Source organism: Paenibacillus taiwanensis DSM 18679, assembly GCF_000425125.1.
GTDB lineage: Bacteria > Bacillota > Bacilli > Paenibacillales > Paenibacillaceae > Paenibacillus_B > Paenibacillus_B taiwanensis.
Genome location: NZ_AULE01000023.1, coordinates 129,603 through 143,397, shown reverse-complemented (window position 1 = coordinate 143,397; position 13,795 = coordinate 129,603). Strand labels below are relative to the sequence as shown.

General features: G+C 45.2%; 12 protein-coding genes. 2 read left to right on the top strand and 10 right to left on the bottom strand.

Annotation, left to right across the window (positions count from 1 at the left end):
• Positions 1-33: 33 nt before the first annotated feature.
• Positions 34-1,275 carry an MFS transporter gene (locus H509_RS0102860; RefSeq protein WP_028543741.1) on the bottom strand — a complete coding sequence of 414 codons (1,242 nt, stop codon included), beginning with the start codon at positions 1,273-1,275 and terminating at the stop codon, positions 34-36.
• Positions 1,276-1,613: 338 nt separating this feature from the next.
• Here H509_RS0102860 and pepT point away from each other — a divergent pair, with 338 nt between their 5' ends.
• Positions 1,614-2,855 carry a peptidase T gene (gene pepT / locus H509_RS0102855; protein WP_028543740.1) on the top strand — a complete coding sequence of 414 codons (1,242 nt, stop codon included), beginning with the start codon at positions 1,614-1,616 and terminating at the stop codon, positions 2,853-2,855.
• Positions 2,856-3,014: 159 nt separating this feature from the next.
• Here the strand turns inward: pepT and H509_RS0102850 are convergent, their stop codons facing one another.
• The 3 genes from H509_RS0102850 to H509_RS0102840 form a co-directional block, all read right to left on the bottom strand.
• On the bottom strand, positions 3,015-3,722 hold the full coding sequence (locus tag H509_RS0102850; RefSeq protein ID WP_028543739.1) for a DNA alkylation repair protein: 708 nt from the start codon (positions 3,720-3,722) through the stop codon (positions 3,015-3,017).
• Between the two features lie 202 nt (positions 3,723-3,924).
• Positions 3,925-4,272, bottom strand: coding sequence for a hypothetical protein (locus H509_RS27075; RefSeq protein WP_028543738.1), 348 nt, complete (start codon positions 4,270-4,272; stop codon positions 3,925-3,927).
• Positions 4,273-4,316: 44 nt separating this feature from the next.
• A complete protein-coding gene (locus tag H509_RS0102840; protein ID WP_028543737.1) occupies positions 4,317-5,513 on the bottom strand; it encodes a ParM/StbA family protein in 1,197 nt (398 codons plus the stop codon).
• 308 nt (positions 5,514-5,821) lie between these two features.
• On the opposite strand from H509_RS0102840, the gene H509_RS0102835 reads away from it, so the two are divergent.
• Entirely contained in the window at positions 5,822-6,043 is a 222-nt protein-coding gene (locus H509_RS0102835) for a hypothetical protein (RefSeq protein ID WP_028543736.1), read from the top strand.
• Positions 6,044-6,151: 108 nt separating this feature from the next.
• On the opposite strand, the gene H509_RS0102830 is transcribed toward H509_RS0102835, so the two are convergent.
• The 6 genes from H509_RS0102830 to H509_RS0102805 all read right to left on the bottom strand — a co-directional run bounded on the left by H509_RS0102830 (position 6,152) and on the right by H509_RS0102805 (position 13,772).
• The gene (locus tag H509_RS0102830; protein WP_028543735.1) at positions 6,152-6,877 is read right to left on the bottom strand and encodes a MerR family transcriptional regulator; all 726 of its coding nucleotides are present in this window, start codon (positions 6,875-6,877) and stop codon (positions 6,152-6,154) included.
• Positions 6,878-7,038: 161 nt separating this feature from the next.
• Complete coding sequence (locus tag H509_RS0102825; protein WP_028543734.1) at positions 7,039-7,830, bottom strand: DUF817 domain-containing protein; 792 nt, start codon at positions 7,828-7,830, stop codon at positions 7,039-7,041.
• A 158-nt stretch (positions 7,831-7,988) separates the two neighbouring features.
• Entirely contained in the window at positions 7,989-8,843 is an 855-nt protein-coding gene (locus H509_RS0102820; protein ID WP_028543733.1) for a diguanylate cyclase domain-containing protein, read from the bottom strand.
• Positions 8,824-10,932, bottom strand: a complete 2,109-nt coding sequence (locus H509_RS0102815; RefSeq protein WP_028543732.1) for a cellulose biosynthesis cyclic di-GMP-binding regulatory protein BcsB — start codon at positions 10,930-10,932, stop codon at positions 8,824-8,826. Before H509_RS0102815 ends, H509_RS0102820 begins: the two co-directional genes overlap by 20 nt.
• Before the next feature lie 16 nt (positions 10,933-10,948).
• Positions 10,949-12,199, bottom strand: a complete 1,251-nt coding sequence (locus H509_RS0102810) for a glycosyltransferase family 2 protein (RefSeq protein ID WP_028543731.1) — start codon at positions 12,197-12,199, stop codon at positions 10,949-10,951.
• A gap of 10 nt (positions 12,200-12,209) precedes the next feature.
• Positions 12,210-13,772, bottom strand: a complete 1,563-nt coding sequence (locus tag H509_RS0102805; RefSeq protein WP_028543730.1) for a DUF2334 domain-containing protein — start codon at positions 13,770-13,772, stop codon at positions 12,210-12,212.
• Between the last annotated feature and the right edge of the window lie 23 nt (positions 13,773-13,795).

Genomic DNA, 13,795 nt, shown 5'->3' with positions numbered 1-13,795 from the left:
GAATGGGATAACATGTCCTTATAAATTACCCTGCTATCGTCTGCGCAGCGCACGACTGAACACCGTCAAGATCGGTCCTAGCAGCACCGCTGCTGTAATTAGGGAAGCCCGCACAGACACACGACTGCCTACCCAGCCAACGATGGGGCCACCTGCCGTTTGACCGAGTGCATCCGTCTGACTAATCATTGATAGTACCGTCGCCCGAGACTTGCTTTCCATATTCATATTAAGCCACGTCTCATAAATCGGCTGACTCAACGTATTGACGACTCCGACAATAAGAATTGAGCCAAGTGCCCATATCAAATTCGGCGAGAAAGCAAGCATTACAATACCCGCAATTCGGACAGCTGTCAGCCCAAACATGGCCCCAAAGACGACCCGTTCATTGCTCATATCCAGCCTGCTATCCGTAATCCTGACAGCAGCAATGCTAATCAAAGTTGACACCATCGCGATCAAGCCAAACCACATAGGCATCGATAAAGCCATATTTTGCGGGAATCCGATTTCTGTAATCAAATGCATCTCCCATAATCGGTCATAACCTTCTGATGCTGCACCACTAAACAAAGTCACCCCGACAATCATAAAGAGTATAGGATTCCTTCTTACCGTGGACGCACCAGATAGCCAGGTTGACTTCATATGCTGCCAATGTGAAACTTGCTGCTTGTGGACTGCGCCCACAAAGGCGGTCTCCTTCATAAAAAAAAGCAAAAATACACCCACGCTTGCATAAATAAGCCCTCCTAACACATACGGCAAATTAGGTGCAATTGTGGACATCCAGACACTCAAGCCAATTCCTAACAAGTTGCCCCACAGCGACACTCGCTTCGTTTGTAAGAAAAGGTTGCCTACGTTTGATTCGCCAACTTCATCCACAATCCAGGCTGAATCTGCGCCGCTAATAAAAGTATGGCCTATACCCCAAATCAATTCAGCCACCAGTACCCATGCGAATAAAGAAAGGACGGGAATCATAGTTCCTATCCACATCACACTGCCTTCCAGTACAAAGCCTGCTCCAATAACAAACATTCCGATAATAACGGAACGCCGTCGACTATAGGTATCCGCAACAACACCTGTAATTCCTTCAAATAATAGAACCGTCAGCTCTAGCACCGTTCCCATCAATACGAGCTGAACAGGATTTAATCCTAATTCGGCAACAAAATAAATGCCATGTGTAACAAACATCGTTGAGCTAGCTAAAGCCGTCATAAACATCATGATGATATAGACTTGTGCCGCGCGTAAGTTCATATTGGTTATATCCGCCTCTCCGGCAGATGGCACGTCACGTTAAGCCTACGTTAAATTGCCGTATCCTTACCTGCGCTTTACTCGCGCGCGCCCTCTACCGCTCGATTTGTATTTTCTTTCGATCGTGTGGGGTAAATGATAAGCATTTTTGCATGATGACACACCTCCTAATGATTTATTTTATTATAAATAATTCCATCTATTTGTAAAGGTTTATCCGCATAAATAGACATGAGGTCAATTCCAACAAGCTCAAGCAATACGAATTTATAAGGGAGTACATGACAACTGATAGTTCGTGTTAAAATAAAATAGGAAATAGAAGGGAGTGGAACAAGTTGAAACAAGACCTTATTGCTAGATTAACAACTTACGTACAGGTGGACACGCAATCCGATGAAGACAGCACCACATGCCCAACTACGCCGGGGCAGCTTACACTTGGCAACATGCTTGTTAAAGAACTTGAAGAAATAGGGATGCAGGAAGTGACGATAGACGCCAATGGTTACGTCATGGCCACGCTTCCTTCCAATACGGACAAGTCGCAAGTGCCCACGATCGGTTTCCTCGCCCATGTGGACACCGCGACTGACTTTACAGGCAAAGACGTAAAACCCCAGATCGTTGAATCGTACGACGGGGGTGATATCACGTTAAATGAAGAGCTGCGTGTTGTCCTGTCACCGCAGGACTTTCCAGAGCTAAGCCAGTATAAAGGCCATACTTTAATAACAACCGATGGCACTACGCTGCTCGGTGCAGACAACAAAGCAGGGATTGCTGAGATTATGACGGCAATGGCGTATTTGATCGCGCACCCTGAGATTAAGCACGGTCGAGTACGCGTAGCCTTTACACCAGATGAGGAAATCGGCAGAGGACCACAGCATTTTGATGTCGCTGCTTTTGACGCTGTTTATGCCTATACGGTAGATGGTGGACCTCTCGGTGAGCTTGAATACGAGAGCTTTAATGCCGCAGCCGCCAAGATTACGGTGAAAGGTTCGAATGTTCATCCTGGCAGCGCGAAGGATAAGATGATCCATTCGGCGAAAATCGCCATGCAGTTGCATGGAAGGCTGCCAGTAGAAGAGGCGCCTGAGCATACCGATGGTTATGAGGGCTTCTATCACCTAAGTTCCTTCCGTGGTGATGTGGAGGAAACGAAACTAAGCTACATCATTCGTGACTTTGATCGGGAGAAATTTGATGCCAAGAAAGCCCATTTAACCCGCATCGTACAGGAATTTCAGCAAACGTATGGTGAGCATAACGTTGTGCTTGATATGTACGACCAATACTACAACATGAAGGATAAGATTGAGCCAGTCATCGAGATTGTACATCTGGCACGTGAAGCGATGGAGTCACTTGATATTAAACCTATTATCCGTCCAATCCGTGGGGGTACTGACGGCTCCCAGTTATCTTACATGGGACTGCCTACACCCAACATTTTTACGGGCGGTGAGAACTACCACGGCAAATTTGAATATGTTTCGGTTGATAACATGGTCAAAGCAACGCAAGTGGTAATTGAGATTATTAAACGTTTTGAACAACAAAGCGAGGCCTAACCTACAAGTTGTACCTACACGACATGCGGTGCCCAGTTGCAGGAGAAAACGTGAACCCGACCGGACACCGCGTGTACAGCTATTCATAACACAAAAAGCCGATACTGGATATTGCCCAATATCAGCCTAGATCCGTACAGATTAGACCCTATTATTATATTAGCAAATACACGTCTTTCGCTTGACCCCAAGCTTCCCAGCCGCTTCTACCTTCTTAATGTAAGCTGTCGCTTCTGGAACTTTACAAGCTGTGTCACCCATATGAACATGAACGTTACCAATCGCTGCCGCAGTTCGGACGGCTTCCTCGTGGAGCGCCGCAACAAAAGCACCAACGCCAATGACAAATCCATTCATCGTATATCGCACCCGATTACGTTCCTCATGAATCGTCCTCTCCACTTGATGGAGCAATTGTTTAATTTCCTCCAGATCCAACTGCTCATCAGGTGTAATGGACATCGCATTAATATAGGTGCTCCATCCACACGCGGCAATCCCTTCGTCACTGGACTGCATCCATTCTCGTGCCAATTCAAAAGCAAAGGGGCTCTCTGCCGCGACCCCTGGAACTGTCGTTTCCGAATGCATCACCCAGTTGGCTTGTTTCGCCCAAGCTTGTAGTGTCTCCTTATCCATCGTACGTGGATTGACGGTCAAACCCGCTAAATACATAGCATCGCTATTGCCAGTCTCATATAACGCCCGAGCAAGTGCTTGGTCCTTCTTCACGGTGGAGACCAGCTTCTTTAAGTCACCAATCTTTACACCGTAAAGCGGTTCCTTGGCTCCGTGACGAATAAAAGTTCGTTTCGTCTGCTCCGTGCCCATTGCCTCTAATCTGGACATGACCTCCTCTAAAGTCATACCACATCCCTCATTTCCTTACGATCATACACACATCATGCTTAGTTCATAATGCTTGTACTCCCCTTGCGGCTCATGGTATCCAAGCTTGTGTGATTATATAACACTTTATGTTTCTAAATACTACAATGTCATACTCCAGATGATCAAGTAACACCAAGTAATACCGATACTTAGGGACAGTTCCTGCCTACCGCCACGTTTACACCCATGCCTCAATATCTCCCTCTACCAGTTCATCATCCAGTTCCTTTGCCAGTTCTTCCTTCGCTTGCGCATCTTCGCTATCTTCTATAAGTTGTTCAAATGTAGAACGTTCCTCTAATCCAAACTGCGGCAGCAAAGTTGTTACGGCGGCTAATACGTTACGCTCGACAGGCACTACAGCCTGCAAATTACGAATGCCTTGTTGTACAATCTCCTGTTCTATTAAATAACGCAAGGAGTCCATCAGGTTCGTTTGTGCATTGATCCAATCCATAATTAAAGGATCTTCCGATTTTTTTGTTTTTAGACTAATATTGTCCCCCGGCAGCTTGCTTTTTTTCACAGCGAATCACCTTCCACCTCACTTTTGATCAGCACATACCTGATCTACACGGTTTGCATAGCCTTGCTTTTTAAGCCCTCATAGATTTTACCGCGTACAAAAGCGTTTAATCCCATAGCATTCATTTGAACGGCATAGGCATCGGGGATATAGAGAAGCTGCAATTCACGTTCCTTGCACAATTCATGAAGATGAGGGTACAAGCTGGAACGCATTAGTATGCTGCCACCACCATACACGCAGATCAAATCAACTTCATTACGGGACTTCGTGAGCTGCCGCTTAACATGCTGCACAATCTGCTTCACCTGACTTTCCAGCGGTCTTTTTACAGTCTTGATCGCACGAGCATAATACTTATGATGTGGGTTTTTAAGGACGTCGCTAAAAAATTGACGCGGAGAATTCGGGAGATGAATGAGGCGATTAAAGTCATCCAGTGCTTCTTCAATGGCATAACCCGCACCATGATGACTACCATGTACAAACTGACGCAGAAATTTGTTCCCCTCCGTAATCGGATATTCTGTCGAACCATCGCCAATATCGACATGAAGGATACGCTTGTCTTTAAAGTAGCTGCCGTTAAACTTTTTATCCATGCCATAGCTGGCAGCAAACTGTTGAAAAATGTCGCCATCGCGCCATTTACCATCTTCGTCTTTTTGCAAAGTAAATATAACCGGTGTAGCTTCGGGCACTGCTTTCACAAAAGGAAAAGTAATCCTCACCGCAACACGACGCGTTCCGAGATGAACCGTCACATGGTGAGGACTGGATGTAAACCGCCTCTCAAACTTTGCAGATGTCTCATCCGTATGCTGTGTGACTGGAAGTGCTGTCGCCATATCGGCTTCCACCTCTATTTGCTCAGCAATATGATTACTTTCCTCATAGGCTTTCTGTACAGCAACCGCCGCGATTTGAGCAAGTGTATTCACAACAGGCAAATCCATGTCACTTTTCAAATCAATACCGATCTGAAGATTGTCTAGCAGTTCCCCGCTCTCCAGCGCAAATTGACCGATATAATACATACCTGGCCGCGCCGCTGGGGAATCGATCGTAACAACCAATTGCTCCTGCAACTGCTTAACAAAGCTTTCTGGCTGCTGTTCCTCACTCCACGGTAGCTCGTCCACCGCACAATTAACATTTGGCTGCGCAATCCATCTTCCATCAATAATCAGATCATGCTCACTGTTCCCGTTATCATTGCCGACAAAAAAGTGAAAGTTCATCTTCCATTCCTCCTCATCTGAAACATATGACCTGGTATTACTTTGCCATACAGAGTGTTATCAGACAATCTGCTGGGAGACCTATTCTAAACCGCAACGATCTTCCCGCTTGCTGTCGTATACGGTAAGTTTCTGCACATATCGACTTCATACAACAGATGCGGTCATCATTCACTGAGCATTTGATCTCCACATGTTGTGATAAATGTCATCGGAACAAATAGTTAAATTTTGAATAATAGAAAAGGAAGGCCATTACCAGAAATGGCGTACATTAGCGTTTACTTAACCGAAAGTGAGGAATCGTTATGAAGGCGGCAAGTAATGGAATTGTCACAGATAATGTCATTGAAGATGTGAAGCAGCAATTTGACTGTACTGTGTTGCGATGCGAAGGGCGGCCCTGCCTTGAATATACAAGCGAGAAGCAACTGGCGTCCATTTCCGATTATGTGCGGTCGCACTATGACAAGGACATTTTGGACGTATTTTTCACCGCAATTGAAAGCTGCGACATAGACGAGGATTGAGCCGACTAGCTCGCGCACGGGCCCGTGTACACGAAAAGAGCCCCGATTTCCTTAATAAGGATCGGGACTCTCCACTAGTTCTCTTTAGAATGGGAAGGCAGCCAGCCATCAAGACTGGTTATCCGCATAAATCCCCATCGCGTCACACATAAACTGGGCCAGGCCTTCACCAAACTGATCAATGTTGTTGGTGAAGCGTTCATCGGCAACATACATTTGTCCTAGACCCCGGAAAGCCTCCGGCGAGTAGTTACCCCACTCATTCAGCAGCACATACCACGCTGTAATTGCCGTTTGGGCCTCCTCTGATGCAGGAGCCAAATGACGCACAGCAGCAAGGTTAACATATACCTGATGAAAGGCATCCTGCTGTTCCTTTGTCATGTGAGCGGCTTTAGCATTTGCTTGATCAACCGCCGTATCCCCCCAACGTTTCCGTGCTTCTTCCTCATACGGGTTGCGGCTAAAGTCAAACCCTTCAAAACGTTCCTTGTCAGCCATTTGAATCTCCCCTTTTGCGTGTTGGATCGTCTTATCGATGGTCATAATCATTCGGTTCAAGCGACTGCGCTGTTCAAGCAGAATGCTGCGGTGCATTCTCAGCGCTTCCTCTCGATCAAACGATGGATCATCAATAATCTCCTTAATTCTTTTTAAAGGGAAGCCAAGTTCTCTGAAAAATAAAATCTGCTGTAGTAGCTCCACATCATCCTGTGTGTACAGACGATAGCCTGCCTCGGTCGTCTCTTTTGGTACTAATAGTCCAATTTCATCATAGTGATGCAGCGTGCGCACGCTGATTCCGGCCAGATCGGCAACTTCTTTTACTTTCATATCCTCTTGGCCTCCTTTCACCACTCACTTTAAACTATCCCGTAACGTGAGGGTCAACCGAAAATAAATCCATTTTGCAAAAAAAGAAAAACACTTGGCTACTGTACAGTTGCTCGTACAGCGCCTCACCTAGCTACTGACAAGAAACTCATCCAACTCGACTATGTCTTTTTGATCCGATTCGCCTTCACATATTTAAGCTGCGCTACAATAATTACGCTAATAATGACAAGCAGAAACCATGAGCTAATTTTGCTGACACCAACAATTCGCCAGGTTTCATGCTGATCTGGATACTTCCAGGCCCCAAAAAATGTAGCGATATTTTCTGCCAGCCAAATAAAAAAACCTACAATTAAAAAAGCAAGTGTTAGCGGCATCCGATACGTTTTGGTTCTTACTGTATACAAAATTTGTGTCCGCCAAAAAACGATAAACACAAGCCCCGTCAGCCACCATCGGAAATCCGGTATAAAATGATGAGTATAAAAGTTAAAATAAATAGCACCGCCTAGCAGCACCGTGGCCATCATCCCTGGCCAGCCCGTCATATCCATTCGTAATCTCCGCCATACCTGGCACATAAAGCTGGCTACACTTGCATACATAAAGCCGCTATAGAGCGGTACACCAAACCATTTCGTATATGCCGCTTCTGGATATGACCATGAGCCCATATGTACCTTGTATAACTCAAGGGCGAGGCCAATTACGTGAAATACACATATCACTTTGATTTCATCAAGCGTTTCTAATCCACCTTTATACATCAGCACCTGAACCAGCAGCAAGATGAGCAAAATGAGATCATACCGTGGAATAAAAGGAACCTCTATAAATTTGGATACCGCCAACGTTACAAAAATAAGAACAGGAAATAGGCAACTCATCGCCTGATGATATCCGAAATGCAGCAACTGCATAAATGGATTAAGCTTATGCTCAGCCGTCATCTAAATACCTCACTCCTTCCACTGCCTATGATTATAATGGAGATGTGAGCGATATACCAACTTACCTCCGGCAATACAGAAAAAACAGCCCACCCAAGCTAACGGGATAGGCTGTTCTGATTAGACTGTATTCGTCGTTTGTCGCTATCGTTAGGAGACTATACATCATACTCCAACTGTTTTCGAGCCTGCACGATAAAGTCGAGCGGTGTTGGCACTTTATCCGGCTGGTACTCAATTGCACCGATGTTGAGGTTCAGCTCAATTTTGTACTTTCCAGCGAACTCCACCGTGTTAAACGCAGCAACTTTCTCCTTCAAACGATCAATGACTACGTTTGCTCCGTCGCGATCTGTAAATAACAATAGTCCCCAAGTTGGGTTATCTGCATTTAACATATACAGGGAATCGTTCATCCGGATGCTAGTCTCGCTTAATTTGGATAAATCATAGATCATCTCCGACATCTGCTCTTCACTAACCATCCGTTTTAACTCGTCCCAATATTTCACTTTTACCACTAGCAGCGTCAGTGGAATCTGATACCGAGTGGACAGCGCCATAAATATAGTCGCGTCCTTTTGGAACGAACGTGCATTTTTTAAATCCGTCGTCTCATCCATCGTTGCAAGTGACGTATTTTTCTTTTTTAACTGCTCGTTTTCATTTTGCAGCCGCCGATTCCCAAGAGTCATCATCCAAGCGGTCACTGTAAATATCGGAGTCATTACTAGCCAGAAATAATTGTGTACACCGATGACTCCGCCTTCAACCACAGTCTGGTACAAAGTGAACGTTCCAAATCCAAAAATAAACACGATGTTCATCATTAATCCCGTTGTTACCGTCGTAAAGTAGGTCACAATGGCGATGAGGAAAGCAACGTTTAGAAAAATAATATTGACGAGGTAACGGTTAGGGTCGCCAACCATAAAAACGACGCAAATAAAGGTGATAACAAACCAGAACAAGAAGGCGCCATCCGATACTAGGCTACTTTGATTCCGTTTCATCGCCCGCCCCCCGTTTCTTTCTATATTTACGGATCATTAAAATTAATGCCACCAAGACAAGAAGCATCACCAGCACAGCAGCTACCATGAAGCCAAGTACGTCTCCCCGTTCCAATACGTCATCCAGAACAGATGCCGCCTCCTGCTCCGTCTGTTTCTTGAAGCGATAGGCGTGGATGTTACCATCCTTATCCGTAGCTACACCGTCTCCATACACTTTCCACTTCGTATTCTCACTCGCCAAAAGCTTGGATGCAAGATAATAATACTCCGAGCTTGCCCCTGTAACTGCCAGCAATCCATGACCCGCCTCATAAGGTGAGTCTAACAATTGCAGCGTGCCCATACGTTTTCCATAATCCGTGTCGATACTCATTTTCTCATTGGAAATGAAACCATCACCTTTGGAATCGTACTGGAAGTATAGCTTTAGTTTGGGGTCCTGAAAAATCTTATTGTTATGGTAGGAGCCAATCGCAATAATGTTACGCTCCTTAAGCGCCTTCGCGGCTTCACTGTCTTCATAGAACTTTACGTCCCCTGTGTTGCCCTCAGCATATTGCCCCAACAAATTAAACAGGTTAGATAATGCCAAGTAGGTATAACTATCCTTAACCTGCGGCATGACTACCGCCACTTGGTTATATCCACCATCTCGAAGAAACGGATTCGGATAATTGTTAAACAGCAGATCGGTCTTATCCTTTGTGTTAAGTTGCAGCAAGGAGTCCTTCGTAATGTACGCCCAAGGCATCTGATCTTGTGGCCTTACACAAGTCACGTTCTCCAGTTCCAGATCAAAAGCAACCGTCACAGAGAAATTGCCGGTTACTTCAAGGTTTTTTGGAATTGGCAATGAAAGTGTATCCCCATTGGCCAGTTCCGAAGTCAGCTTCTTGCTACCGATTGGTGTATTGTTGATCAGCACCGTCACCAAGGAACGATGGAAGTCCAAGTTCTTCGCATAACGCAGATCCAGACTAACCTTACTTGCATCGGCTATTGAGCGGTTGGCGGGTAGAGATACAAAGTATGTCTTCTCTTGGTGCATCCAGCCTGTCAAACGATCGCCTGTCTCGGTTAATGTGACGTTTCGGTTCACTGTAACATCGGGCGTGTCCACGTTTGTATTGGCATCCACTAGTTTACGATTTGCGTCTAATTGGCCGACCATCTCCTGATTAGCCAGCAATCGGCCAGCTTTCACTAATACGTCGGGATTTTGTGACGTAACAACAAGTGTCGGTTGACGATCCAACGTGATGACTTGAATAAGTGCGGTGCTGCTTAAGTCTTCATTACCTATAGCGCTCCGCACATCTGATGGCAAATGATCATATAAACCAATCGCCACGATAGCTTGCTTTTCTTTTAATGCAGCCGTATCCCAAGTATGCATGGGAATTGCTTTCTCTTTTAGACTGTTCGCTTTGGCAAAGCCAGACAACGCGTGAACGGCTGCTTCCAATTCAGCCGGCTCACTCTTGGAAGGCACCGCAATCGCACCAAGGCTGGCCTTTATCGTGTCCCTGCCCACAAAGTGGCGGTTGAAGTCATTAATGCTTCCCGTTAATGCTTCACTTCTATAGCTTACCTCCACACTGGATGTCTGCCGCAATTGCAACCAATTATCACGCTTCTCAACGGGTACGCAAATTTGGTTCTCCAGATTAGTAACAATATAACCTTCCACGGTTAACGTGTTGCTGCCCTTCACAATCAGCTCACTCGGCACCGTTACAGTCAGGCGCTGTTTCACCGCATCACTTACAGCAGGCCGGAACGAATGGAACTTCGTTCCGTTCATGACTAGTGTGACACTCGATTGCTCACCACGTGTCAGCGGTGAGGCTTTATAGTCTAAATTGATCTTTACTTCGCCAACATTCCAATAGGATTCCGTCTGGAAAAAAAACTGCCGTGATGCCACTACGCCTGACAATGCTGTATCGGTGCTGCTGAGCACCGTCTCATACATCTGTTGGCCGGCCGCTTGAATACGATTAGCTACAGCCGCCGAAGCTTGTCCTAACTGTACAAATAACAAGGACAAACAGGTCATGCCTATCACAATCCACCGTTTATTCACGAGCTTCTCTCCTGTCTTAATAACGTTCCGTTTTGTACCATTTTACTTCCCGCTTGAACAATTGATCCTTTACATAGTTGTATAAACCGTAAGCCGCAACAACCATCCATAATTGACAATAGGATACATACATAAGCATAATAATCCACAGATTGGAGAGCCTCATCTCTCCTTTTTCCGTAATAATGGTTATAAAAGTTCCTACAATAAAGAGCGTAATCGCCAGCACCCATAAGAAAGAACTGAATCCCGCAATCGTCGTGTGCACATAACCCAATGCATGTAGAATAAGCAGAATATCAGACATAACCAAGGAAGTCAGCAATAGAAAATAAATCGATAAAAAGTATAATATATCAAACCGGATAATCTTGGCTGAACGCTCAAACAGCAGTGGGATATTTTTAACGATGACATAAATGTTGCCCTTAGCCCAGCGTGTGCGCTGCTTGAACCATACCTTCAGCGTCTGCGGTTCCTGCTCCCACGTCACGGCTTTAGGCTGGAACTTGATTCGATAACCCATCATGTAGATACGGAAGCTGATTTCGGTATCTTCCGCGATTGCTTTGACATCCCAGCCCCCAATTTCCTCCACAATATGTCGTCGCATTATAAAATTAGTTCCTGGTATCGTACAAAGCTTAAATAGTTTCCATCGCCCCGCTTGCGCCATCCATTGAAACGATAAGGTCTCTATGTTAATAAAACGTGTCAGCAAATTTGTGTTGCGATTGCGTGTTCTGAACTTGCCGATGACAGCACCTAACGACTCATCATTCATAATTTCGCCTACCAAATAACGCAAAGCGGTCTTCTCAGGCGTATTATCGGCATCGTAGATGGCAATCAACTCGCCTTTGCTCTGCGCAAATCCAATATTCAGGGCATTGGATTTCCCTTTGCCGCCTGTAACCGCATCTGTATTAATAATAATCAGGTTGCGTCCAGGATAACGTCCTTTCAGTTCGCCGAGCAGTTCACTACTGTTGTCGGATGAGTTATCATTAATAACAATAATCTCATAACGTTCATGTGGATAATCAAGTGCCAGCAAAGCTTCAACCGTCTGCGTGATGACAACGCCCTCATTATGGGCAGGTACCATAATGGAGACAAATGGCGCCTCGCCTTTAATCTCAGGCACAGTCTCGCCTTCAATGTCGATATAGTACAGGTAACCCGCTATAATCAAGACCACATTCACGAGCAAGAGGGACCAGATGCAGATAACCGCAATCAACATAAGAACATCTGCTATCGTCATGTCTGCCTCCTTATTTGTAATATTTTCGTTTATACAATCGATACCCAACGATAAAGAAGCCGCCAAACACCATCAGTGTAATGATGATAATGATAATAAATATTTTGTTTTGTACATTAAACAGCTTCTCAAAGCTTTTTTGCTGTTCTTCCTTATATGTATAGTCTGAGCTGATATCCTTGATTGCACTTCCAAGGTCAACACGTTGACCATTAATAGCGATAGCCCCTTTATACGATACAATATGGTTTCGCGGTGTTTTTACCTCATGTGATTCATATTTGTAGTCTGAAAATGTAATCCAGCTATCCAGCAAATTTTGAATGGCGGTATCCAACTGCGCCTGATCCTTAAAAAAATCAAATGTAATAACTGAATCCATCGGTAAGGGCGGGATCGCTTTGCTAGAGCGATCAAACTGATCCATGAAGCTTAGCGACATACTAAACAACGACGATTGAAATGCTTTAGAGGTATCCGATCTGGATCTGTAACTGGCCTGTTCATTCGGATACAGTACAGCTGAATTCGAGAAGGACATTCCCTGCTCCGCATACAAATGGTCATAGGACCAATACATTTCCGCTCCTACACCTAGTGGTGCTATACCGTAATCAGCCAATACATCTACAAACCCTTCCATTTTGGCCTGCAAAGTATCATCTTGTACGCTGATCGTCGAAGCCACGACCGGAGCGTTAATGAGGATGCTGCCATTGCGCGACTGCATATATTTTAGCGTCTCCAAATAACGCTTCATGGCTGGGTAATCAGTATTGCTGAACACAGGTCTGACACTGACCATAAAGGGGAGTCCGGCTTCATGAAGCTGATCCGCAAGTCGTTCCAACAAGTTTAAATCAGAAAAGGGATACACTTCTTTAAATAACAGGTAAGTGCGTCCTTTATGGCTCACTTCAAGCCAGTCCTTTAACACGTAAGCTGCTGCAATTTCACTAAGATTACCTTGCTTCAAATAAGGAATATAACCATATTTCTCATGTGATACCGCAAATGGATATGCTGTTCCTCCAATCGTGAGCTCACCGTATGTTCGGCCTGTGGCCTTCTGCACGTAGGGAAGTGGTTCCGCTTGAATAAAGGTTTGTTGCAGCTTATCGATGGAAATCCGGATTGTGCCGCCACTTGCCATTTGTGTCTGCAAACCCAGTTTAGCTTTTACTTGGGGCGGAATCATGGCCCCGATGTGGAAATAGTCACCTTTATAGGCTTCTAAGTCTGCTATGTAATCGGCATTTGACAAAGGCAGGTCATACGCATTATGTACACCAATCACTTTGTCATAGGTTTGAAGTGTTCCGGGTTGATAGCGATCAATATCCACAATAGTGACTTGGGCACCGAATGCGGCAAGCAGTTGCTGTAACGCATCCATATTGCCTTGTCTTGATGTACCAATGCCGTAGCTATCGTAGGTGAGCAGGACATGCTTCGGCTTTTCCTTCACGGCATCGGCATCTACAGCGAGAACAGAAGCTGAAGTGCTCCCCATCCATATGCCTAGTGTAACCACCAAGATCAATGCTACTTTAATGTACTTGCAGCCCGCCATCACGTCACCTCCGATACCGATTA